Here is a 23,404-nt window from a genome sequence, read left to right on the forward strand (position 1 = left end):
TCTGCTCACTTCCAGGACCGGTCCGGTGGAAAATGCGTCCCGTCCGTCCCGGGACGGCCGCCCCTGGCGCCGTGGACCCGGGCCGCTAGCCTGGTGGCGTGCGCGCGGAAGAACTGAACCGGTCCGTCCAGGACTGCCTCAAGACGGTCTGGCTGGCCCAGGAGTGGTCCTCGGACGCCGTGACCACCACCGGGCTGGCCCAGCGGCTGGGACTGTCCCCGTCCACCGTGTCGGAGGCCGTCAAGAAGCTCACGGCCCAGGGGCTGCTGAGCCGGCCGGTCCACGGTGGCATCGTCCTCACCGCCCGCGGACGGGACGTCGCCGTCCAGATGGTGCGGCGCCACCGGATCCTCGAGGCGTTCCTCACCGGACACCTCGGCTACTCCTGGGACGAGGTGCACGAGGAGGCCGAGGTCCTCGAGCACGCCGTGAGCGAGAAGTTCGTCGCCCGGCTGGACTCCCTCCTGGGCCATCCCGAGCGGGACCCGCACGGCGACCCGATCCCGCGGCAGGACGGCACCGTGCCGACCGCCCCGGCCGTGCTCCTCGCCGACGTCCCACCGGGCAGTCCCGTGGTGGTGGCCCGGGTCTCGGACGCGGATCCGGGCGTGCTGCGCCGGCTCGGCACCGCCGGCATCCGGCCCGGGACGGAGCTCGTGCTCGGCGAGCACCGGTCCCGCGCGGTGCCCGTGGTGGTGGACGGGGACGTCGTCGAGGTCGACGTCCTCGCCGCGGAGGCGGTCTGGGTCCTGCCCCGGGACCGGCCCGGACCGCCTCCGGGCCCCGTCAGGAGATGACGCCGTCCACCAGCGCCTTGGCCTCCTGCTGGACCTGCTGCAGGTGCTCCTCGCCGAGGAACGACTCCGCGTAGATCTTGTAGACGTCCTCCGTGCCGGACGGCCGGGCCGCGAACCACGCGTTCTTCGTGCTGACCTTCAGCCCGCCGATCGCTGCGCCGTTGCCGGGGGCGTTGGTCAGCTTCGCCGTGATCTGCTCACCGGCCAGGGTGTCCGCCTCCACCTGGGCCGGGGAGAGCTTCTTCAGGGCGGCCTTCTGCTCCCGGCTCGCCGGGGCGTCGATGCGCTGGTACACGGGGGCGCCGAACTCCTGGGTGAGCTCCGCGTAGCGCTGGGACGGGGTCTTCCCGGTGCGGGCCGTGATCTCGGAGGCCAGCAGGGCCAGGATGATCCCGTCCTTGTCGGTGGACCACACGGAGCCGTCCCGGCGCAGGAAGGACGCGCCCGCGGACTCCTCGCCGCCGAAGCCGATCGAGCCGTCCATCAGCCCGGGCACGAACCACTTGAAGCCCACCGGCACCTCCACGAGCTCGCGGCCCAGGGAGGCCGCCACCCGGTCGATGATCGAGGAGGACACCAGCGTCTTGCCGACCCCGGCGTCCGGGGACCAGCCCGTGCGCTCGCGGAAGAGGTAGTCGATCGCCACCGCCAGGTAGTGGTTGGGGTTCATCAGGCCCGCGTCCGGGGTCACGATCCCGTGGCGGTCCGTGTCGGCGTCGTTGCCGGTGGCGATGTCGTACTTGTCCCGGTTGCCGATGAGCGAGGCCATGGCGGACGGGGAGGAGCAGTCCATCCGGATCTTCTCGTCCCAGTCGAGGGTCATGAACGCCCACTGCGGGTCCACGGCCGGGTTCACCACGGTCATGTTCAACCCGAAGCGCTGGGCGATCTCGCCCCAGTAGGCCACGGAGGCCGAGCCCATGGGGTCCGCGCCGATGTGCAGGCCGGAGTCGCGGATCACGTCCAGGTCGACGACCTCCGGCAGCGTCCGCACGTACTCCTCAAGGAAGTCGTAGCCGCCGGTGGTCTCCGCGGCGCGCGCCTGCGCCAGCGGGACCCTGCGGACCCCGGACATGCCGTTCTCGAGGAACTGGTTGGCGCGCTGGGCGATCCACTCGGTGGCGTCGGAGTCCGCCGGGCCGCCGTTGGGCGGGTTGTACTTGAAGCCGCCGTCGCCGGGCGGGTTGTGCGAGGGGGTGATGACGATCCCGTCGGCCATTCCCTCCGCCCGGCCCGTGTTGTGAGTCAGGATCGCGTGGGACAGCGCCGGGGTGGGCACGTAGCCGTCGCGGGAGTCCAGCAGGACGGTGACGCCGTTGGCGGCCAGCACCTCGAGGGCGGTGTCCTGCGCGGGCCCGGACAGGGCGTGGGTGTCCTTCCCCATGAACAGCGGGCCCGTGATCCGCTGGCCGGCGCGGTACTCCACGATGGCCTGCGTGATCGCCGCGATGTGCTGCTCGTTGAACGACGCCTTGAGGGACGAGCCCCGGTGCCCGGACGTGCCGAACGCCACGCGCTGGTCCGGGTCGGACGGGTCGGGCGCGACGTCGGTGTAGGCGTCGAGGAGTTTGCCGAGGTCGACGAGGTCACTGGGTTGGGCGACGGTGCCCGCACGGTTGGTCATGGCGCCCAACCTACCGCCGGGCGGCGGGTGCGTGGGGGCTGGCACGCGATCGGGTCGCCAGGTTTCGTGGTCCGTGCCGGGCGGGAGGTCCGCGCGGGGGGCTGGAGGAATCGTGGCCGGTGGGACAGGATGAGGGCATCAGACAGGGCAGGACCGAACGAGGAGGCCGGCACCATGAGCGACGCACCCGACGAGACCACCGAGGGCTCGGGCAAGGGCCCGGAGGGCACCGTCCCGGACAACGACCAGGGCATCGGGCTGACCACCGACGAGAACGCCACCGGTTTCGAGCCGGAGGAGGACCCCGAGGCGGCCACCGACCCGGACGACCCCGACGCGGAGGAGGAGGCCCTGGGCCACTCCTAGGCCGCGGGGCGGGGGCCGGTGAGGCCCTGGTCCTCGAGCTGGGCGACGACGGCGAGCAGTTGCGCCTCCGCGCTCGGACGGCCGATGAGCTGGACGCCCATGGGCACGACCGGCCCGTCGTCCGCGGCACGGGCCCACAGCGTCGGGACGGTCACGGCGGGCAGGCCCACGACGTTCACGATCGAGGTCCACGGCGTGTATCCGCACTGGCGCCGGTAGTCCTGGTCGGCGCCCGCGGCGTCCGCGAGGTCGTAGCCCTCCCAGTACCAGCCCAGCGGTCGCGGCGTCATGGCGAGCGCAGGCGTCAGGACCACGTCCCAGGCGCCGTACGCACGCACCACGTCCTGCTCGATGCGGCGCAGGACGCTCACGGCCCGCGCCAGCTCGACCGCCGACCGGCGCAGGGCGCGGGCCCGGAAGGCCCCCGCGAGGCCGGCCAGTCTCCCCGCCTGGTCGTCGTCCAGCGGGGCCGTGCCCATCGACGTGGTCCACACATCGAAGAAGGCCCCGGGGTACTCGGGGTCGTAGGACAGCTCGGCCTCCTCGACCTCGTGCCCGGCGGCCCGCAGCCGGGCGACGCCCGCGTCGAGGGCGGCGCGAGCCTCCGGGGCGACCTCGATGTCCTGCACGGCGTCGAACGGGGAGCCGGTGCTCACCCCGATCCGCAGCGGCCGGTCCCCCCACGGGAGGTCGCCCCGCCGCGCCGCGCGCACGCCCTCGAGGAACGACGACTGCGGGGCGGCGCGGACCGCCCGCCGCACCACGTTGCCGTGCGCCGGGCCGGGGGCGGGGGAGCACAGGACGTCGAGCAGCAGTGCCGCGTCCTCGGCCGTGCGGGCGAGGGGTCCGTTCACCACGAGCTGGGCGGCGTCCGCCTGCGCGTCCGCGGTGGGCACCCGGCCGCGGTTGGGCTTGAGCCCGACGAGCCCGCAGACCGCCGCCGGGATGCGCACCGATCCTCCGCCGTCGGAGCCCGGCGCCACCGGGAGCAGTCCCGCCGCCACGGCCGCCGCCTGGCCGCCCGACGAGCCGCCGGCCCCCGTCGACGGGTCGTGCGGGTTCCGGGCCGGCGGGGCCACGAGGTTCTCGGAGTAGCAGTTGAGGCCGAACTCGGGCACCTGGGTCTTGCCCAGGAGCACCGCACCGGACGCGCTGAGCACGGCCGCGAGGTCGTCGTCGGTCTCCGCCACGGGCGCACCGCCGCGCCGCCCGGCCACGGCGGCGGAACCGTAGGTGGTGGGCATTCCCGCGACGTCGTGCAGGTCCTTCACCGCGAGCGGCACCCCGTGCAGCGGGCCGCGCGCGGCCCCGGCGGGCAGGGCGTCGAGCGCGCGTGCCCGGTCGAGGGCGAGGTGCGCCGCCACGTGGACGAACGCCCCCAGCGCCGGATTGCGATCCTCGATCCTGACCAGGAAGTGCTCGGCGGTCTCGACCGCGCTCAGCTCGCCGCGCGCGAGCGCGTCGCGCAGCTGCACGGCGCTGAGGTCTCCGATCGGGGTCACGGTGGCTCCTGTCCGGGGTCGTGCGGCACCCGTCCGGGGCCCGCGGGGCGCTGAGCCCAGGCTAGTAGGCTGGCAGCTGTCCGGTCGCCCCCGGTTCCTCGACCCCGCAGGAGGTCTCCGTGCCGACAGCCCGTGCGCCCCGTCCCGCGGTGAGCCGCGCGGCGACGGCGGCCGTCCTGCTCCTGGCCCTCACCGGCTGCTCCTCCTCCGCCGACGGGGACGCCGCGGCCGGCGCCGGGCAGGACGACGCGCCGGCGTCCACCGCCCCGAGCTCCCCCACGACCTCCGGCAACGCCTCGAGCGCCCCCACGACTTCCGGCGACGCCTCGACCGCCACCGTCCAGGAGACGTGCGCCCGCGTGCTCGAGACCGTGCGCACCGCCCCGCAGCAGCTGCGGGAGGATCCCGCCGGACTGTTCGCTGAGGTCGACGAGCTCGCCGCCACCGCCCCGGACGAGGTCTCCGGGCAGCTCACCTCGGTCCGGGAGGCCGTCGCAGGCTTCCGGCGGGGCGAGCGCTCCTTCTTCGGCGTGGTCCAGGAGGTCAGAGGTCTGCAGGAGCGCTGCTCCGGCTGACGTCCGGCACAGGGAGGAGTCGCGTTCGGCGCTCCCCGGCCGCGACACCGAGGGGCCCGCCCGGACGGACGAAGTCCGTCCGGGCGGGCCCCTCGGCGGGGTGGAGCGGGTGGTCGGCGGCCCGGCCGGGGCGCGGCCGGGCGCGGGCGCCGCTACGCCGCGGCGTTGCGGACGGCCTGCGCGAGCACCCGCAGGCCGTCGCGCAGCAGCTCCTCGCCGATGACGAGCGGGGGCAGCAGGCGCACGATGTTGCCGAAGGATCCGCAGGTCAGGACGATGACGCCCTGAGCGAGGCACTCCGCGGCGATGGCCTTGGCGGCGTCGGCGTCGGGCTCCGTGCCGCCGCGCCGGACGAACTCGAGCGCCATCATGGCGCCGCGGCCGCGGATCTCGCCCACGATCCCGGTCTCCTCGGCCACCGGGGCCAGTTCTTCGCGGATGATCTCCTCGACCCGGCGGGCGCGGGCGACGAGGTCCCACTCCTGGATGGTCTCCAGGGCGCCGAGGGCGGCGGCGCAGGCCACGGGGTTGCCGCCGTAGGTGCCGCCGAGGCCGCCGGCGTGGACGGAGTCCATGATCTCGGCGCGGCCGACCACGCCGGACAGCGGCATGCCGCCGGCCACGCCCTTGGCCACGGTGATCAGGTCGGGGACGACGCCCTCGTGGTCCACGGCGAACCACTCGCCGGTGCGCGCGATGCCGGACTGCACCTCGTCGACGACGAACACGGCGCCGTGCTCGGTGCACCACTCGGACAGCGCCGGCAGGAATCCGTCGGCCGGCACGATGAACCCGCCCTCGCCCTGGATGGGCTCGATCACGACGGCGGCCACGTTCTCCGCGCCGACCTGCTTCTCCACCTGGAGCAGCGCGCGGCGGGCGGCCTCGGCGCCGGTCATGCCGTCGGGGTCCCGGAAGGGGTAGGACACGGGCACGCGGTAGACCTCGCCGGCGAACGGGCCGAAGCCCTGCTTGTAGGGCATGACCTTGGCGGTCATCGCGAGCGTCATGTTCGTGCGGCCGTGGTAGGCGTGGTCGAACACGACGACGGCCTGGCGGCCGGTGTGCACGCGAGAGATCTTCACGGCGTTCTCGACGGCCTCGGAGCCGGAGTTGAACAGCGCCGCCTTCTTCGGGTGGTCGCCGGGGGAGAGCTCGGCGAGCTTCTCCGCGACGGCCACGTAGCCCTCGTAGGGGGTGACCATGAAGCAGGTGTGCGTGAAGTGCGCCACGGCCTCCTGCACCTTGGCGACCACGGCGGGGGCGGAGGCGCCCACGGTGGTCACGGCGATGCCGGCGCCGAGGTCGACGAGCTGGTTGCCGTCGACGTCGAGCACGATCCCGCCGTCGACGTCAGCGGCGTAGGCGGGCACGGAGGACGCGACTCCGGAGGCGACGGCCGCGGCACGCCGCTCGGACAGCTCGCGGGACTTGGGGCCCGGGAGGGCGTCGTCGACGCGACGGACCTGCTCGAGCCGGTACTGGATCTCGGTCACGACGAGATCTCCTTTCGGTGGGACGGGACGGTGGGTGTCAGACGGTGGGGACGAGGACGCCGAGCGGGCGCGCTCCGGCACGGGACGGCGGTCGCCGCAGCTGCCTGCGACGACCGCCGTCCCGGGGCCGGGATCGCGGGTCAGGTCCTCAGGCGGGGGTGCCGGTACCGGGGTTGGGGACGTTGGCCCAAGGGTTCTCCACGCCGATGTACTGGGTGGTGGTGTACTCGGCCAGGCCCTCGGCCCCGCCCTCCCTACCCAGCCCGGACTGCTTGACCCCGCCGAAGGGGGCGGCCGCATTCGAGATCACCCCGACGTTGAGGCCCATGAGGCCGAACTCGATGCGGTCCCCGATCCGCAGGCCGCGGGAGATGTTCTCGGTGAACACGTAGGAGGCCAGCCCGTACTCGGTGGCATTCGCCAGCGCCACGGCCTCGTCCTCGTCTCTGAACGTCACGACGGGGGCGACGGGGCCGAAGATCTCCTCGGTCACCGCCCGGGCGTCGGTGGGGACGTCGCGCAGCAGGGTGGGCTCGAAGAAGTAGCCGGGCCCGTCCACGCGCTTGCCCCCCACGACGACCTTCGCCCCGCGCGCCACGGCGTCGGTGACGAACTCCTCGACGGAGTCCCTAGCCTTGGCCTCGACCATCGGGCCCACGGACACCCCGTCGTCCACACCGTTGCCCACGGTCAGCGCCGACATCTTGGCGGCCATCTTCGCCACGAACTCGTCCACCACGTCCTCGTGGACGAGCAGCCGGTTGGCGGCCGTGCAGGCCTCGCCCATGTTGCGCATCTTCGCGGCCATGGCACCGGTCACGGCCTTGTCCACATCGGCGTCCTCGAAGACGATCAGCGGCCCGTTGCCGCCGAGCTCCATGGAGGTGCGCAGCACGTTGTCGGTGGCGGTCTTCATCAGCTGCTTGCCCACCGGGGTGGAGCCGGTGAAGGAGACCTTGCGCAGGCGCGGGTCGGCCATGATCGGCTCGGACACGTCAGAGGCGGAGGCGGAGGAGACCACGTTGAGCACTCCGGCCGGCAGGCCCGCGTCCAGCATGAGCTGGGCGAAGTACTGGGAGGTGAGCGGGGTCAGCCGGGCGGGCTTGAGCACCATGGTGCACCCGGCGGCCACGGCCGGGGCGACCTTGCGGGTGGCCATCGCCAGCGGGAAGTTCCACGGGGTGATCAGCAGGCACGGGCCCACGGGCTTGTGCGTGACCAGCATCCGCAGGTTGCCCTCGGGGGACTCCAGGTAGCGGCCGTAGTCGCGCACGGCCTCCTCGGCGAACCAGCGCAGGAACTCCCCGCCGTACTTCACCTCCCCGGCCGCCTCGGCCAGCGGCTTGCCCATCTCCAGGGTCATCAGCAGGGCGAGGTCATCGGCCCGGGCCTGCACCAGGTCGAAGGCCCGGCGCAGGATCTCCGACCGGACCCTCGCCGGGGTGCGGGCCCAGGACTTCTGAGCCTCGGCGGCGGCGTCCATCGCGGCCTGGGAGTCCGCCCGGGTGGCCGAGGCCATCGTGGCCAGTACCTGCCCGGTGGCCGGGTTCTCCACCTCGAAGGTCCCCCCGTCCGAGGCGGCCCGCCACGCACCGTTGATCAGCAGCCCCGTGGGGGTGGCGGCCAGGACCGCCTCGATGCGGTCCTTCATGCCGGGGCCCGCGGGGGCCTTGTCCGTGATGCTCATGTATCAGCCTCTCTGGTCGACGCGGCCACGCCACCGGGCGCCGGTGGCCTGCGCTGCGTCAAGGGATTCGTCGGACGGGCGGGCGACAGCACTGGGCCCGCCCGTCCATCGTAGGACTCCGGGCGGGCTCCCCCGCGGGGACGTCGTCACCGTGTGACGTGGAACCGGGGCGGAGCTCGTGTCGAGGGGCCGCCGCGGTTCCCCGACTGCTCCAGGCTAGCGCCCGGAGAGCCCAGCAGGATGCTGAATTCTTGTGGGAGTACTGTGCATGTTGAACAAGGAAGGGTGACGCCGGGCTACGGCGCCGAGCGGTCGGGACGGTCGGACAGGCGCAGGGCGATCCACAGCTCAGCGCGCAGCTGCGGGTCGTCCACGGACCGGCCGAGCGCCTCCTCGATCTCCTGCAGCCGCTGCTGCAGGGTGTTGCGGTGGATGCCCAGGGCCTCGGCCGTCCCGCTCCGGTTGCCGTTGTGCGCGAGGAACGTGCGCAGCAGGGACAGCCGCCCGGGCCGGTCGACGGGCCGCAGCAGCTGCCGCGCCCAGGCCCGGGCGGTCTCGGGCGGCAGCAGTCCGGCGATGCCGCCCGCCACGAGGTCGTCCCACGTGCCGACGCGCTGACGGTCCGTGGTGCGCTCCAGGGCCTCGCGGGCCTCTCGGTCGCTCGCGTGCGTCTCGTGCACGGCCGACGGGCCGCCGATGCCGGCCCGCAGCCCGGAGGCCTCGACGGCGGCACGCACCTCGGCCAGCTGTTCCGGAAGGTCCTCCAGCAGCACCGCAGCGGTCTGCTCGCCGTCGGGCTCCGTGGCAGGTGCCCCGACGAGCAGGGGTCTCGTGCCGTGGGTGGTGCGCGACTCGAGGCGTCGCACTCCGTCCTGGAGCTCCTCGGCGCCGCCGCGCAGACGGGCCACCCGCACCCGGGGCGCCGTCGACCACGTCGTGTCGTCCGCCACCCCCAGCAGCGCGTCCGCCGACCGCACCTCGCCGTTGAGCAGGAGGGCGAGGGCTCCCGCACGGACGCGGCGCCGGAACAGCGCCTGCTCCGCGGCGCGCTCCGCGTGCAGCGAGAGCAGGGCCACGGCGGTGGCGATCACGCCGGTCCGGACGGGGTCGACCGGACGGGGCAGCACCACCACGAGGTAGCTCTGGGGGACGCCGTCCACCCCGAGGGGATGGACGACCACCGCGCCCGCCGGGCCGGACTCGCTCAGCGAACCGCGCAGCCCGGCCGGGCGCAGCCGGTCGAGGAGCTCGGGGAGCGTCCGGCCCGCGGGCAGCTCGGGCAGCCCGGGGCCGGAGCGCTCCACGATCCGGGCGTCCGCCCCGCAGACGCCCGCCCATCCGCCGCCGAGCACCGACACCAGCGTGCGGACCACGCGGGCCGGACCGTCGCGCCCCACGGCCGCCCGCGTCAGGCTCCGCTGCTCCGACAGCATCGTCTCGAGGGCGGTGCGCGCCTCGGCCGCCCGCATCTCGGCCGCGGCGCGGATGATGCCCAGGAAGGGCGTGTGCTCGGGCACCCTGAACAGGGTCAGTCCGGCGTCCCGGCACGCGGCGACGAGAGCGTCCGGCACGCGGAGGTAGGACAGCTGCCCGCCCACGCCCAGGCCCAGCGCCACGACGCCCCGGTCCGTGAGCCGGTGAACGTACTCCGTCCAGGAGTGCGCCCGGGCGGAGGTGTGGATGCCGGTCAGCAGGAGGACCTCGCCGCCCTCGAGGTACGGGGTGGGGTCGGCGAGCTCGCTCGTCACCACCCAGGTCACCGGCAGGTCGGTGGCCGCCTCGACGACGGGCTCCAGTCCGAGCCCGGGAAGGCCGAGCACCTGGGCGACCGTGACCATGGGCAGTCCTCCTCTTCCTCGGCGCGCCGGGGACAGCCTAGGGCAGCGATGCCCGGCGCGGCGGCCGCCTCAGCTCCGCTGCCTGCGGCGCTCGACCTCGGCGACGAGCCGGTGCTCGGCGTCGGGGCCCGGCTGGATCCCGGTGGGGATGCGCAGCAGGAACACGAGCCCGAGCAGCCACCACAGCCCGAAGATCGTCCAGGCGGGCGCGCTCAGGAAGGCCGGCATCCCGGGCAGGTACAGGCTGATCAGCGCGAGGCACAGCACGACCGAGAGCACGCCGATCGCCGTGCCGCCGTGGCCGCGGCCGCCGATCCGGAAGGGACGTTCCATGCCCGGCTCGCGACGGCGCAGGAGCACGAAGACCACGGACACCAGGGCGTAGGCGATCACGATGGACGGAGAGCCGGAGTCGACGAGCCAGCCGAGCATCTCCGCACCGAAGAACGGCGCGACGAAGGACACGGCGCCCACGAAGAGCAACGCGTTGGCCGGGGTGCCGTACTTCGGGTGCAGGCGGCCGAACCACCGCGGCACCATCCGGGAGTTGCCGAGCGCCCACAGCAGGCGGGACGCGCCCATGAGGAGGGAGTTCCAGGAGGTCAGGATGCCGGCGAGGCCGCCGGCGATGAGCAGGTTGGCCACGACCGTGCTGTCGAAGGCGGAGCCCATGGCGTCGGCCACGGCGATGTCCGCACCGGAGAGGTCCTCGGCGGACATGGACGCAGAGGTGGTGAGCACGACCATCACGTACCAGCCGGCGGCGAGCAGCACGGAGACGATGATGGTGCCGCCGAGCTTCTTCGGCGGCAGGTGCATCTCCTCCGACACCTGGGGGATGACGTCGAAGCCGACGAACAGGAACGGGACGGTCACGAGCACGAGGAAGAAGCCCGCGGTGCCGGGGGTGAAGAACGGTTCCATGGTGGCCGCGGAGCCCTTCGTGAAGGCGCCGAAGAGCATCATGATCCCCACGATCAGCAGGAAGAGGATCACGAACATCTGCACCATGGAGGCGTGCTTGACCCCGCGGATGTTGATCCCGGTGATGAGGAGGGCCGTCAGCGACCCCACCAGCGCCCAGGTCAGGTTCACCTCGAAGCCGGCCACCGTCCACAGCGGGATCTGGCTCAGGCCCGGGAAGATGTACTGCGCGGTGCGGGGCACCGCGACGGCCTCGAAGGCCACGATGGTGATGTAGCCGCCCGTGATGGCCCAGGAGCCCACGAACGCCCAGCGCGCGCCCATGCCGCGCAGGAGGTAGTTGTGCTCCCCGCCCGCGTAGGGCATGGCGGAGACGAGCTCGCCGTAGACGAGGCCGACGACGACCATGATGAGCCCGCCGCTGACGAGGGCCAGCACGGCGCCCATGGTCCCGGCCTCGGCGAGCCAGTCACCGGTGAGGATGACCCAGCCGAAGCCGATCATCGCGCCGAAGCCGAGGGCGATCGCGTCGAGGCGCCCGAGGACCTTCTTGAAGCCGTGGTCCTCGCGGTCCGGTGCCTCGGGCCCCGTGCTGCGGGGTTCGGTGGTGCTCATGGGAGTTCTTCCTTCTGTCGAGGGCACCGCGACGAGGTGCCTGGTCGGAACCGCCGCACGGCACTCCCGGCGACGAGAGCACAATCTATACGCGTTTGTTCCGTTCCTGTGCGCCACCTGGGCGCCCGGGCCTCCCACGGCGCCCACGAGCCGGATCAGGCGGTGGAGCGCAGCCGTTCCAGCGCGTACCCCCACCCGATGCGCTCCTGCTCCAGCCGGAGATCGCCGCCGTCACGCAGCAGACGGAGCGACTGCTCCTCCTGCAGGGTGAGCAGGGGGAACGGCCCACGGGCCGGTCTGGGCTCGGTGCCGCACAGGTCCCGGTGCGCCTCGAGCGTGGCCGCGTCCATCAGCACCGACGAGGCGTCGACCCCCGCCGTCCGGAAGCGGTGCAGGATGCTCAGCCCGTGCGAGTCCAGGTCACCCCAGTACTGCAGGCGCCCCGTCCGGAACCACGGCACCCGTGCCAGATCGCCGGGGGCGTAGCCGCCGCCGTGCACCGCCACGGTCCCCGGCAGGTCCGGCAGCGCGAGCAGGGTCTGCAGGTTCTCCAGCACCAGGACCCGCTCGGGCGCGACCGGCAGTCGGATCAGTTCCCGGTCGGGGAGGGCCAGGTCCGTGACCCCGGCCGGCCGCAGCACCGGGTCGAGGAAGCGCACCCGGCGATAGGCAGGAGGCTCCAGCAGCGGCTGGAAGTCCTCTGCGCCGCCCACGGCGCGGCGCAGCCGGTTCACCAGGCGCTTGTGGCTCTCGACCCACTTGGTGTCCACGCCGCGGACCGGCAGCTGCCGCGCCCACAACCCGTCGGTCTCGTTGGCCTCCAGCCACCGCAGGACGGCGATCGCGCGTTCCAGGTCCGCCGCCGGAAGCCTCACCAGGTCGGTCAGCACCGACTGGACCGCAGGCCCCAGGGACGCCTGCGCAGCCGGCCACTCGCTTCGGAACCGGTCCACGGCCCGCACGGCCCGGTCCCAGTGCGATGTCTGCCCGGCGAACCGGGCCACGGCCTCGGGCCCGTCCAGGACGAGCCGGTCAGGGAGGGTCTGCGCCCCTGCGCTGGCCCACCGGCGAGTGGCCCACTGCACGGAGACTCCGGTGGCGGACGCACGTCCGGCGTCGACCGCGGCCCAGGCCTGCGCCCACCGGCGGGCGTCGTCCCACGCCCCGTCCAGCAGCTGCTTCTCAGTGGGCGGATCGAGCGGGATCTCCAGGGCAGTGGCCGGGTCGTCGCCCACGGCCCACGCCCGCCAGTTCCGGTCGTAGCGGGTGCGCACCTTGCGGCGGACCTCCTCGGGCGACTTCACGGGCGCGTGCCCCGAGCCCCGGAACCCCCGGACCTGGAAATCTCGGCTCCGGAACCGCCGGGTTCCAGCGGCACGTGGCTCAGGTGGGAGCGCTGGTGGTCCTCGCAGGACACGTAGACCACCCCGCCGATGTAGTGCTCGAGCACCTGCAGCAGCTTCAGCGGGGTGGCCAGCACCATGTGGAAGCCGAACTCCTGGAACACGTCCATGGCCATCCGGGTGAACCGGTGGTCGGCCTTGTCGAAGGCCTCGTCCAGGATCACGGTCCCGAACCGGGGCACGTCCTCGTCGTCCTCGGTCAGCTGGTAGCGCAGAGCCGCCGCCATGCAGAAGATGACGAGTTTCTGCCGCTGCCCGCCGGAGAGCCCGGAGCTGGAGTCGTGGACGTTGACCACCGCGCCGTCCGGGTCCAGCTCCAGCCCCACGAACGCGACGTGCAGGCGGGTGTCGAGCACGTGCGCGCGCCACCGCCGGTCGCCGGGGTCCTCCGAGCCCAGCCGGTCGATCACGCGGCTCATCACGGCGAACTGCCGTTCCGCCGTCGTGGCGTCGGCGAGGCCGATGACCTCCTGGTTGATCTGTCTGAGGTCGTCGAGGAACTCGGTGACCTCCCGGCTGCGGGCGTCGCGCACCTCGATCCGCAGGAACCGGTCGACGTCGAAGGGAGACCGGGCCAGCGACTCGTTGACGGGCGCGATCCGCTGCCGGACCTCGCGGGAGGCGTTGCGGACGGTGGAGGCGAGCACCCCGATGTTGCGCTGGGACTGGGCCCGCCAGAGCTCGGTGAACCGTTCCTCGTGCCGCGGCAGATTGTCCTGGACCAGCCGGTGCAGCACGGCCTCGTAGCCGGCGTGGTCCTCGACGGTCGGCGTCAGGTCGGCCACCACGGCCGGCCAGCGGCGGCGGAACTCGTCGGCGTGCCGCTCGAAGGCCGCACGGGCGGTGTGCACGGTGTCGGACTGCTCCCGCTGCTCCCGGGCAACGGTGCGCTCCACCTGCGCGCGCACCTGGTCCACGGTGTCCACACCCAGCTCCTGGTCCCCTCCCGCGAAGTGCGCCTCGAGGTCCTTGAGGACTTGGCGTTCCGGCAGGGCCCCGGGGGACGACGACGGTGCCATCCGCTCGAGCACCGACCGCAACCGGTCGATGCGGGCCTGGACGGTGGCGCGGGCCTGCTCCGCCGCCCCCTCGGCCCCCCGCAGCCTCTGCAGTTCGGCGGCGCGCTCGGCTGCCCGCTGGACGGCCGCGGCGAGGTCGGTGTTGCCGGTGACCAGCTCGTCGCGGCGCTCCTGGTCGGCCGTGAGCAGGCGCTCGGCGCGCGCTTCGTCGAGCTCGGACCATTGGATCGTTGTCACCCGGGCCAGGAGGCTCTGCCGCAGGGCCAGGGTCCGGGTGCGGGTGTAGGCCTCGGAGAGCCGCTGCTGGTGCTCCTCCTGAGCGCGGCGGGCCGTCTCCAGCTCCTCCTCCAGCCGGCGGCGCCTGGCCTGGTTGTCGAAGCCGAGCACCCACCGGCTGCGGTCGTCGACCCGGAACCGGTCGTCCTTCTCGTGGCGCCCGCGCGGGTGGCGCACCTGGCCGGCGCGGGTGACCATCCGGTCGTGCTCGCCGGCCACCCAGAACTGCCCGACCGTGTCGACGCACACGAAGTCGTAGCGTTCTGCGAGCTGCTGCTCGAGCCAAGCGCGGAAGGCCGGGGCCGGAGCGATGTCGATGCGCCCGGCCACGGACCGCCCCGAGGCCGGCCGCGCCTGGGCCGGGACGGGGTGCGGAACCCGCTGGTAGACCAGGCGCAGGCCGAGGTGCTGGCCGTCGACCAGCTCGGCCAGGGCTGCGTAGTGCTCCTCCGGCACGAGCAGCGTTGTGGACAGCGGGCGCAGCACGCGCTCGATCGCCCCGGTCCACCCGGCGTGCTCGGACCGGACCTGGAGCAGCTCCCCGGCGAACGGCAGGTCCTCGGGGGACAGCCCGAGCTGCTCGGTCAGGGCGCGGCGCAGCCGCAGGGTCCTGTGGTCGAAGTTGGAGCGGCTCGTGCGCGCGGCCTCCAGCTCCCGCTCCAGCCGCTCGACCTCGGCGCGGGCGTCGGTGTTCGCGCCGACGGCGGCTCCGAGGGCCTCCTGGACCCCGGTCTCGGCCGGGGACTCCGTGGTCTCCCGCGCCGCGAGGGTCTGCAGCGCCAGGAGGTCCTGCTCCGTGTCCACCGGGTCCAGGGCGACGCCGTCGAGCTGGGCGTTGAGGTCGGCGCGTTCGCGGCGCACGGTCTCCAGCTGCGCGCGGCGCAGCGCGATGGTCGTCTCGATCTCCTGGACGTCCCGGCCGCCGGCGTCGTCCCGCAGCTGCTCCGCGGCCCGCAGCGCGGCCTCACCGTCCGTCCGGGCGCGTCCGGTCGCGACCACGCGGTGGTCCGTCCCGGTGAGTTCGGCCTCCTGAAGGGCCAGCTCCGCGGCGGCCAGTTCGCGTGCGGTGCGGACCGCGTACTCCGGCAGGTGCTCCAGGACCCGGTCCAGGTGGTCGCGGCGGCGGACGGCGGACTGGAACCGCTCGGCGGGCTCCTGCATGACGGTCAGCACCTCGATCTGGTGACGGGCCGTGACAACGGCGTCGTGCGCGTCCCGCAGCTCGTGGAAGTCGGCCACGGCCTTCTTCGCCAGGCCGAATGTCGCGGGTTCGTCCAGCATGAACTCGCGCAGGAGCCCGTCGAGGCTGGACAGGTTCTTTGCCGACTGTGTCTTGTGCATCAGGTGCACGGCCTGCTCGCCCGGCACCCCCAGCAGCCGTGTGTAGCGGGTCAGGAACGCCGAGTGCTTGGGGGTCACCAGGTTCTCCGCACCGGCCGTGGCGGCCTGCAGGTTCCGCTGGTCGATGCCCTTCTCCACGAACTGCGCGAAGTCCCGCAGCCCGTGCTCGGTCCGAAGGACCAGGAAGACGGTGCTGTTGGCGCCCAGGGCGGTCTGGCCGCGCTTGACGTGGACGTAGCGCATCAGCACCACGGGCGGTCCGCCGGTGCCGTCGCGGTACGTGAGGGCGATGCCGGACCACGTGGCGCCGCGGCGCAGGAAGTCCGCGGACACCTCCCCGGTGTCCGCGTCCGAGCTGCGACGCCAGGCGCCGCGGACGTAGCTGAGGACGGATCGGTCCCCGCGGGCCGAGCCCGCGTCCTGGGCCGCCGCATTGAACCGGACCTTGCCGCCCGGGACCAGGACCGCGGAGACCGCGTCGATCAGCGATGACTTCCCGGACCCGGACTGGCCGGTGATCAGGAACCCGTCCCGGGCCACGTCCACCGCGTGTCGTCCCTGGAACGTGCCCCAGTTCACCACCTCGATCCGGGCGAGCCGCCACTGGCCCCGGCGGACCTGCGCGGGTGCCGAGCCCTCGTCCCCCGGTTCCGGCTGGTCCGCCGGTGCGGCGGCCTCCACGGAGGGCACCGAGAACAGGGCCTCGTCCGTCGTCGTCATGCCGGCTCCTCCGTTTCGTCCGCCTCGTCCAGCGCGTCGGCGCCGTCTGCCTCCGGCACCGCCAGGGCCTCGGCCGAGAGTCCCTGGGCGTGGGCGGCAGCGATCCGGTCGTACTCGGCCTGCACGGCCCGGACCTCCTCCGGCCCGAAGATCAGCCGCAGGATGGGGGAGATCTCGCGGCGCCCGGGCTCCCCGGCGCGCTGCAGCACGCCGTGCTGTGTGAGCTTCGTCCAGGATGCGCTGACCCGCTTGGTGAAACCGGCCCGATCCGTGTCCGTGGGGTCCCGGTAGACCTCCATGTGCTCCAGGACGTCGTCCTCGCCGACCATCACGCGCTCTCCCTGGGCGCTGGTGACCAGCCGGCGCAGGTGCAGCAGCATCGCGGTGTCCATGAAGGTCATCGGTTTGGTGCGGGTCAACCGGGGAACGTCCAGCTCCTCGACGCGCACGGTGCGGACGAACGCGAGCTCGTGGTCCGCGTCCAGGACCAGCTCGAGGAACAGGTCGGCCAGACGCGACCGGAACAGCTCCGGGGCCTCCGTCAGTACGGACCACAGCTGCCCGTGGCGCTGCCGGGACAAGTACGGGCCCTTGACCAGTTGCACGAACGTCCGGCGCGCGTCGGCCGAGAGGGTGCCGGTGTCGCCGTCCCACAGCTGGTCGGGGGCGCTCGGGCGGGCGGGCTCGGGACCGCCCGGAGCGCCGTCAGGGCGTGCAGCGGCGTCGGCGGTCATACGATCTCCCGGGTGAAGAGGTGGCGGGGGACGGTGGCCCGGCGGCCGGTCCCGTTCTCGCCGGTCCAGGCGACCGGCTCGGGGGCCCCCTCGAGGGGTGCGGCGTGGTCCTGGGCGAGGACCAGCAGGCCCACCACGCTGGCCAGACCCTGGGTGGCCGAGTGGTGCTCCAGGACCTCCGCGATCGTGGCGTGGCCCCGCTCGGCCAGCACCTCGTTGACCGCTGCGGTCAGTTCCTGGAAGTCGATCTCCGTGGCCCGGGCCATGGCCCGCAGCGCGGCCGGGTCGATGTCCGGCAGGGCGGCGTCGTCGTCGACCACGGGAGGAGTCAAGGAGTCCGCCGGATTGTGCAGGGACCAGGACGAGACCTGCACGAGTTCCGCGCTGGTGAGCGCCAGCCCCACGTCCAGCTTCCGGTACGGCGGTACGGTCCCCACCAGGTCCCGGGCCGTGCGCGAGGCCCGCTGCAGGGCGGCGTTGAGCTGCCGGGCCTGCTGGAACTGCTCCGACTGCACGAAGCGCCGCAGCCCGCGGGAGAGGGAGGCCATGACGTCACTGACGTCGTGACCGCGCTCCTGGAGCACCGTCATCAGTCGGCTCAGGGCGCGCTGCCGGTCGCGGGGAAGCTCCCGGAAGACGGGGCGGGAGAGGATCTGGGCGATGTTCTCGTCGAACTCCTCGGAGCGCTCCAGGTCCAGGACCAGGTCGAAGAACGCGGAGAACGTACGTCCGGCGTCCGAGGCCTCCAACCGGTCCACGCCTGCGAAGAGGTCGTCGAGGACGTCACCGCGGGAGCCGGACTGCTCCAGCAGCTCGTTCATCAGCTCGCGGTGCAGGTGCTCGAGCTCCCAGCGGACGCGGGTGAAGTCGTGGGGCAGCTCCCGGGCCAGGGCCAGCAGCTCGTGCAGGCGCTCGAGGGCGCGGTCCGGGTCCAGCGTGTCGTCCTGGCCCGCGTCGAGGCGGGTGATCTGCGCGTCGAGCCGGTCCCGCTCGGCGCGCAGGGCCGCCAGGCGCTGGGCGGCGTCCGGGTTGGTCTCCTGGGCCAGGGCCCGCACCTGCTGGGCGATCGTGGTCAGCCGGGACTCCGTGGTGGTGGTGCGGGGGTCCTGGCGGTCCTGCAGGAAGCGGATGGCGTCCAGGGCGCCGGGGGTCAGCTCGAAGGTCTCCTCGCGCGACTCGGCGGTGGGGCGGCGGTTGAGGTAGCCGTCGCGGGTCCACTCGGAGCAGTAGGCCTGAGGCTCCCGCGGGATCTCGAAACCGGCGGCCCGGAGGTCCTGGAAGTCCGCCTCCATCAGCTGATAGAGCGCGTGGGCGGGGCGGACGCGCTCGTTCCCGGTGAGGTGCTCCCCGAGGACCGCGACGGCGACGGGCGCCAGGTCCGCGCGCAGCAGCCGCCAGGCCACGTCCTGGGCCCGCGCGCGGTCGAGCTGCGTGGCGGTGCGGCGGGTGCTCATGGTGGTCCTGGGTGATCGGGGGCACGGTCGCGGAGAGCCGGACGACGGATCCGGTTCCAGGGTAGATCAGAGGCTCGGCCGAGCAGGAGCACCGGATCGGCCCACGCTCCTGTGCTCACGGTGCGACGCCCCCGGACCCCGGAGGAATTCCCCCGAGGAGGCACGAGAGCCCAACCCGGTCACCGGTGCCGGCTCCGAACTCCACCGGGACCCGGAGTTCGTGGCGCTCGACGAGATCGTGGACCGACGCAACGAGATCTTCGGCCAGGACCCCCCCGCGACGTCCGCGAGAACGTCGTGACCTCTCGGCTGAACTCCCTGCAGCAGGTCGGCCGGCCCGTGGCCCGGGCGCAGAACAGCTCCCAGGCCCAGTTCAGGGTCACCTCCGACCCGAAGAACTCCGTGCTCTCGACCGCCGTCCGCGATCAGCCCGACCAGGGCCGGATGGTCGACCTCCTCTGCAGCCACGAACGCGTCCAGCTGGAGGTCGTGAAGCTGCTGGGCCCGGTCCTGTTCCGGAGCGTGCAGAACCCGTCGTGACATTGCGCCGTTCCCGGGAGCGTCCGTGGCGTCGTCGCGCTGCCGGCCTGCAGCAGGGAGGCGGCGGACGCGTCCGATCCCGCCGTGTCGCACCGGCGCGGCTGACGGCGGCTGATTGACTGGGCACCACACCCGTCTCCGCGCCTCCGAGGACCTCATGACCCCGCGCCGCGCCGCGCTGTACATCGACTTCGACAACTTCTTCGGGGGTCTGCTCAGCAGCGACCCGAAGGCGGCCCTGGAGCTGGTCGAGCGCCCGTCGGTCTGGCTCCACCGCCTGACAGCCGGGGCCGACGACGACGACGGGCGGCGCTGGCTCGTGCTGCGCTGCTACATGAATCCGGCCGGCTACATCGCCCATCCGCTGGACCCGGAGGAGCGGCTGTACTTCTCCAAGTTCCGCCCCTTCTTCACGCAGGCCGGCGTGGAGGTCGTGGACTGTCCCTGCCTCACCCGACAGCACAAGAACGGCGCGGACATCCGGATCGTCGTGGACGTGATGTCCGCACTGCAGAGCCCCACGCACTACGACGAGTTCGTCCTCGCATCCGCCGACGCGGACTTCACCCCGCTGCTGCAGGTGCTCCGGGCGCACGACCGCCGCGCCACCGTCATCGCCACGAGCCTCACCGCGAAGGCCTACGAGGCACTCGCGGACCGGTACCTCGACGAGCAGGACCTCTTCGACCTCGTGCACCCGGCACCGGGCATCGAGGTGGCCGCCCCGGCACCGGCCGCCGCGGTGACCCGGACGGTCGCCCCCGGAGGCCGCGCCCCGACGGACGAGGAGGTGTGGAATCAGTTCTGCGCCGTCGTGCGCAGCGACTTCGAGACCTCGGACGGACCGGTGAACCTGGCGCGGCTCGCGAGCAGGATCCACGTCGACCTGGGCGAGGTCGTGACCCGGACCCGGTGGTTCGGCCACGACTCGTTCCGCCGAGCCGTGGAACGAGTCGGCCTGCCGGACGTCGAGTTCTCGCAGCTGCACTTCTGGGACGCCGTGCGGCACGAGGCGCCTGCTGCCCCCGCCACACCGCTCATCCTCCCACCGTCCCTGCCGCCGGCCGTGACCCGCTTCTGCGACCTGACCAAGATGCCGCGACTGACCCGGGAGCAGTGGCGGGCGGTGGTCCGGGCGCTGGTCGAGTACGCCCGGCGCGAGGAGTTCTCCCTGTCCGAGGCCTCGAGGTGGTCGCGGGACCGGGCCGTGGAGCTGGGGGAGCCGGTCTCCCGTCAGGCAGTGCTCTACGCGATCCGCGCCGCCCGGGACGGCGGGGCCGATCTGAGCGACGGGACGGCCCCGGACGCCTCCGACGTCGCCGGTGCCGTGCGCACCAGCGTGCTGCGGCAGGCGGCCGTCGCGGGCTTCGACGCCTCGGCGGACGAGCAGCGGCAACTGGCCGAGTGGCTGTGCGACGAGGACAGCTCCGCCGAGCCGAGCGCCTGACCGCTCAGGTCCCGCTCAAGTGCTCACCCTCTCCTCGTCCTCGTCCTCGTCCGTCGACTCCCCACGGTCCTCGCAGTTCCCCAGAAAGGGGCGTGGGGAACTGCGACGACCGTGGGGGCTCGGTCCCGATGGGTGCGCGGGCGTGGGGGTTCGGCGCGGACTAGGCTGTTCCCGGAAGAACCGTTGCCGACGAGAGGACCCGGACGATGGACAACCTGGACAACCTGCCCAGCGCCTCGGTGGAGGAGATCCCCGAGGGCGCGCGCGTCCTGGACGTGCGCGAGGACGAAGAGTGGGAGGCGGGGCACATCGAGGGCGCCCAGCACATCCCGCTCCGGCAGCTCCCGGAGCGCTACGGCGAGGTGCCGGTGGACGAGGACGTGTACGTGATCTGCCGCTCCGGCGGCCGGTCCCTCAAGGCGACGGCGTACCTCCAGCAGTACGGCTTCGACCCCGTCAACGTCCTGGGCGGCATGGGGGCGTGGATGGACGCCGAGAAGCCCATGGTGTCCGAGACGGGCGAGCCCCCGAACGTCCGTTGAGGTACGCCTATCTGGGCCCTCCGGGCACCTTCACCGAGGCCGCGCTGCTGAGCGTGGAGGGCGCCCGGGAGGCGGAGCGCCGTCCCGTGTCCTCCGTGCCCGTGGCGCTCGCGGCCGTCCGTGCCGGCGAGGTCGACGCCGCCATGGTGCCCATCGAGAACTCCGTGGAGGGCGGGGTGACCGCGACGCTCGACGCCGTGGCCACCGGCAGCGAGCTGCGCATCGTCCGCGAGGCGCTGGTGCCCATCAGTTTCGTCCTCGTGGCCCCGCCGGGCACGACGCTCGCCGACGTCCGCACGGTCTCCACGCACTCCCACGCATGGGCCCAGGTGCGGGGCTGGATGGACGACCGGCTGCCGGGCGTGGACTACGTCCCGGCGTCCTCCACGGCGGCCGCGGCGCTCGCGCTGCTCCCCGGCGGGGCTGGGCACGAGGAGCCGGCGTCCCGCACCGGCTTCGACGCGGCGGTCTGCTCGCCCGTGGTCGTCGAACAGCACCCCGAGCTCGCGGTGCTCGCGGAGGACATCGGGGACAACAGGGCCGCCGTCACCCGGTTCGTGCTCGTGGCCCGGCCCGAGGCGCCCCTGCCGCCACGCACGGGCGCCGACCGGACCACGCTCGTCGTTCCGCTGTGGGAGGACCGGGCGGGGGCCCTCATGGAGATCCTCGAGCAGTTCGCGACCCGCGGGGTCAACCTCTCGCGGATCGAGTCCCGGCCCACGGGCAACTTCCTCGGGGAGTACTTCTTCAGCGTGGACGTGGACGGGCACATCCTCGACGCCCGGGTGGCCGACGCCCTCGAGGGGCTGCGCCGCGTCTGTCCCAGCACACGCTTCCTCGGCTCCTATCCGCGGGCGGACCACAAGGTGGCGACCGTCGCCCGACACCACTCCGACGGCGCCTTCCGCGAGGCGGAGGCCTGGGTCGCGGCACTGCAGGGCCGCGACCGCCGGGACCCGGAGTTCCTGCCCGCACCGGGCGCACCGGGTCCCGCGTAACGCGAGGACGCGCACCGCACCCCGCTTGTTAACAATCGCGAATACATGCAACATGGGAGTGCGGGCGCGTCCGTGCCCGCGATCTTCAGCCGGTGTCGATCGACCCCCCGGGTCGGGACCGAGCCCGACCGGAGGTGCCACCATGCCTGCTCCCGCCGTCCGCCGCCTCGCCCTCGCCGTTGCACCGGCCCTCCTGGCCTGCGCGCTCGCCGCTCCACCGGCTGCGGCCGCCGCGCCGCCCGAGCCCGCCCAGGCGGTCCGCGTCGAGATCGGCCCGAGCCCCGTCGTCGGCGACCCGCGGACCGCCGACGCGCTCGACCTCGTGCCGGCCTCCCGCGTCGTCCCGGAGCCGGGCGCCCCGCTCACGGACCGTGGACAGGGCCCTCTCGCCGCCGTGGGACTGGCCGTGCTCGCCCTCGTGGGCGCGTTCGTGGCGGGCCTGAGCCGCCGGCCCGACCCCGCCGACTGAGCCGCGGCGCCCGGGGCGCCCGTGCGGGTCAGTCCCCCTGGGAGGGCGGCACCCGCACGGAGAGCGCGCCCGGGAGGATCTCGGACTCGAACCCGTTGATCAGCCCGGTGCCGTCCCCGTCCATCTGGGACTCGATGGGCTCGTGGAACTCCACGCGCACCTTCTTCGCGGCGAAGAACTCGATCACGGGCAGGTCGCGCCGCTGCCGGAACACGACCTTGGCGGCCATCATCGCCCACTCCAGCGTGCTGCGCGGGGACATCACCACGAGGTCCAGCACACCGTCGTTGATCTTCGCCTGCGGCACCAGGATCATGCCCGCGGTCAGGATCCCGCAGTTGGCGGCCATCACGGAGCGGACGCGGCGGCTCTGCCACTCGCCGTCGTCGATCCGGAAGCGGGCCCACCGCGGGGGTGCGAACAGGTGCCGGACCCCGGCCTCCCCGTAGGCCGCCCAGCCGACGAGCCTCTTCAGCTCGTCCCGGGTGTCCGTCATGATCTGGGCGTCGAAGCCGGCCCCGCCCATGACGCAGAACGCGTGGTCCTGCACCGTCCCGTCCTCGAGCTCCACGCGGAACGTGGCCATGTCGATGGCGCGCTCCGCGCCGAAGAGCGCGATGTCCACGTTGCGGTGCGGATCGCCCAGGTCGGCGCCCAGGTTGCGGGCCAGGAGGTTGCCGGTGCCCAGCGGGATGAGACCCAGCGGGGTGTCGTGGCCCATCAGCGCCTCCGCCACGGCCCGGACGGTGCCGTCGCCGCCGGCGGCGACGATCAGGTCGACGTCCTGATCGAGCGCCTGCCGGGTCATGGCGGCGCCCGGGTCGTCCTCCGCGGTCTCGATGAACAAGGGGTCCGGGAACCCTCCCTTGCGGCACCCGATGATGATCGCGTCGCGGGCGACGTCCGCGTCGGCCTTGATGGGGTTGATGACGACGGCGACCCGTTTGGGGGCCACTGGAGTGGCGGTCACGGAAGGACTCCTCGGTTCTGCGGCGCCGGGGACCGGTGGCACCGTGGGGTGGGGCGGTGGCCCGCGG

At 73.4% G+C, this 23,404-nt stretch carries 19 protein-coding genes; 8 read left to right on the plus strand and 11 right to left on the minus strand.

Annotation, left to right across the window (positions count from 1 at the left end; translation table 11 throughout):
* Nucleotides 1-98: 98 nt before the first annotated feature.
* A complete protein-coding gene (locus tag ACFYE1_RS05330; RefSeq protein WP_387740740.1) occupies nucleotides 99-797 on the plus strand; it encodes a metal-dependent transcriptional regulator in 699 nt (232 codons plus the stop codon).
* On the opposite strand, the gene pgm is transcribed toward ACFYE1_RS05330, so the two are convergent.
* Nucleotides 787-2,421 carry a phosphoglucomutase (alpha-D-glucose-1,6-bisphosphate-dependent) gene (pgm, locus tag ACFYE1_RS05335; RefSeq protein ID WP_387740742.1) on the minus strand — a complete coding sequence of 545 codons (1,635 nt, stop codon included), beginning with the start codon at nucleotides 2,419-2,421 and terminating at the stop codon, nucleotides 787-789. The two genes, ACFYE1_RS05330 and pgm, sit on opposite strands and share 11 nt — an antisense overlap.
* A gap of 174 nt (nucleotides 2,422-2,595) precedes the next feature.
* On the opposite strand from pgm, the gene ACFYE1_RS05340 reads away from it, so the two are divergent.
* Entirely contained in the window at nucleotides 2,596-2,787 is a 192-nt protein-coding gene (locus ACFYE1_RS05340; protein ID WP_387740743.1) for a hypothetical protein, read from the plus strand.
* Here ACFYE1_RS05340 and ACFYE1_RS05345 read toward each other — a convergent pair.
* Nucleotides 2,784-4,289 (minus strand): amidase, encoded by a 1,506-nt coding sequence (locus ACFYE1_RS05345; protein ID WP_387740745.1) that lies wholly within the window; start codon nucleotides 4,287-4,289, stop codon nucleotides 2,784-2,786. The genes ACFYE1_RS05340 and ACFYE1_RS05345 overlap by 4 nt on opposite strands.
* A 119-nt stretch (nucleotides 4,290-4,408) precedes the next feature.
* Between ACFYE1_RS05345 and ACFYE1_RS05350 the strand changes: the two genes are divergently transcribed.
* Nucleotides 4,409-4,864 carry a hypothetical protein gene (locus ACFYE1_RS05350; RefSeq protein ID WP_387740747.1) on the plus strand — a complete coding sequence of 152 codons (456 nt, stop codon included), beginning with the start codon at nucleotides 4,409-4,411 and terminating at the stop codon, nucleotides 4,862-4,864.
* 152 nt (nucleotides 4,865-5,016) lie between these two features.
* Here ACFYE1_RS05350 and gabT read toward each other — a convergent pair whose 3' ends face one another.
* The 8 genes from gabT to ACFYE1_RS05390 form a co-directional block, all read right to left on the minus strand.
* Nucleotides 5,017-6,360 carry a 4-aminobutyrate--2-oxoglutarate transaminase gene (gene gabT, locus ACFYE1_RS05355; RefSeq protein ID WP_387740749.1) on the minus strand — a complete coding sequence of 448 codons (1,344 nt, stop codon included), beginning with the start codon at nucleotides 6,358-6,360 and terminating at the stop codon, nucleotides 5,017-5,019.
* A 148-nt stretch (nucleotides 6,361-6,508) separates the two neighbouring features.
* Nucleotides 6,509-8,047, minus strand: coding sequence for an NAD-dependent succinate-semialdehyde dehydrogenase (locus tag ACFYE1_RS05360; RefSeq protein WP_387740751.1), 1,539 nt, complete (start codon nucleotides 8,045-8,047; stop codon nucleotides 6,509-6,511).
* Nucleotides 8,048-8,343: 296 nt separating this feature from the next.
* Nucleotides 8,344-9,885 carry a PucR family transcriptional regulator gene (locus tag ACFYE1_RS05365; protein ID WP_387740753.1) on the minus strand — a complete coding sequence of 514 codons (1,542 nt, stop codon included), beginning with the start codon at nucleotides 9,883-9,885 and terminating at the stop codon, nucleotides 8,344-8,346.
* Nucleotides 9,886-9,954: 69 nt separating this feature from the next.
* On the minus strand, nucleotides 9,955-11,424 hold the full coding sequence (locus ACFYE1_RS05370; RefSeq protein WP_387740755.1) for an APC family permease: 1,470 nt from the start codon (nucleotides 11,422-11,424) through the stop codon (nucleotides 9,955-9,957).
* A gap of 155 nt (nucleotides 11,425-11,579) precedes the next feature.
* Complete coding sequence (locus tag ACFYE1_RS05375) at nucleotides 11,580-12,728, minus strand: Wadjet anti-phage system protein JetD domain-containing protein (RefSeq protein ID WP_387740757.1); 1,149 nt, start codon at nucleotides 12,726-12,728, stop codon at nucleotides 11,580-11,582.
* Nucleotides 12,725-16,183, minus strand: coding sequence for an ATP-binding protein (locus ACFYE1_RS05380; RefSeq protein WP_387740759.1), 3,459 nt, complete (start codon nucleotides 16,181-16,183; stop codon nucleotides 12,725-12,727). The genes ACFYE1_RS05375 and ACFYE1_RS05380 overlap by 4 nt, the downstream gene beginning before the upstream one ends.
* Nucleotides 16,180-16,917: a DUF4194 domain-containing protein gene (locus ACFYE1_RS05385; protein WP_387740760.1), complete on the minus strand. Its 738-nt coding sequence runs from the start codon at nucleotides 16,915-16,917 to the stop codon at nucleotides 16,180-16,182. Before ACFYE1_RS05385 ends, ACFYE1_RS05380 begins: the two co-directional genes overlap by 4 nt.
* Nucleotides 16,914-18,371 carry a DUF3375 domain-containing protein gene (locus ACFYE1_RS05390; RefSeq protein ID WP_387740762.1) on the minus strand — a complete coding sequence of 486 codons (1,458 nt, stop codon included), beginning with the start codon at nucleotides 18,369-18,371 and terminating at the stop codon, nucleotides 16,914-16,916. The genes ACFYE1_RS05385 and ACFYE1_RS05390 overlap by 4 nt, the downstream gene beginning before the upstream one ends.
* A gap of 297 nt (nucleotides 18,372-18,668) precedes the next feature.
* On the opposite strand from ACFYE1_RS05390, the gene ACFYE1_RS05395 reads away from it, so the two are divergent.
* The 5 genes from ACFYE1_RS05395 (at nucleotide 18,669) to ACFYE1_RS05415 (ending at nucleotide 22,367) form a co-directional block, all read left to right on the plus strand.
* Nucleotides 18,669-18,911 (plus strand): hypothetical protein, encoded by a 243-nt coding sequence (locus ACFYE1_RS05395; protein WP_387740764.1) that lies wholly within the window; start codon nucleotides 18,669-18,671, stop codon nucleotides 18,909-18,911.
* Between the two features lie 157 nt (nucleotides 18,912-19,068).
* Nucleotides 19,069-20,358, plus strand: a complete 1,290-nt coding sequence (locus ACFYE1_RS05400) for an NYN domain-containing protein (RefSeq protein ID WP_387740766.1) — start codon at nucleotides 19,069-19,071, stop codon at nucleotides 20,356-20,358.
* Nucleotides 20,359-20,564: 206 nt separating this feature from the next.
* Nucleotides 20,565-20,900 (plus strand): rhodanese-like domain-containing protein, encoded by a 336-nt coding sequence (locus ACFYE1_RS05405; protein WP_387740768.1) that lies wholly within the window; start codon nucleotides 20,565-20,567, stop codon nucleotides 20,898-20,900.
* A complete protein-coding gene (pheA, locus tag ACFYE1_RS05410) occupies nucleotides 20,897-21,898 on the plus strand; it encodes a prephenate dehydratase (protein WP_387740770.1) in 1,002 nt (333 codons plus the stop codon). Before ACFYE1_RS05405 ends, pheA begins: the two co-directional genes overlap by 4 nt.
* A gap of 142 nt (nucleotides 21,899-22,040) precedes the next feature.
* On the plus strand, nucleotides 22,041-22,367 hold the full coding sequence (locus ACFYE1_RS05415) for a hypothetical protein (protein ID WP_387740772.1): 327 nt from the start codon (nucleotides 22,041-22,043) through the stop codon (nucleotides 22,365-22,367).
* 28 nt (nucleotides 22,368-22,395) lie between these two features.
* Here ACFYE1_RS05415 and ACFYE1_RS05420 read toward each other — a convergent pair whose 3' ends face one another.
* A complete protein-coding gene (locus ACFYE1_RS05420) occupies nucleotides 22,396-23,337 on the minus strand; it encodes a diacylglycerol/lipid kinase family protein (protein WP_387740774.1) in 942 nt (313 codons plus the stop codon).
* Nucleotides 23,338-23,404: the final 67 nt, after the last annotated feature.

This window comes from Kocuria nitroreducens (assembly GCF_042879195.1).
GTDB lineage: Bacteria > Actinomycetota > Actinomycetes > Actinomycetales > Micrococcaceae > Kocuria > Kocuria nitroreducens.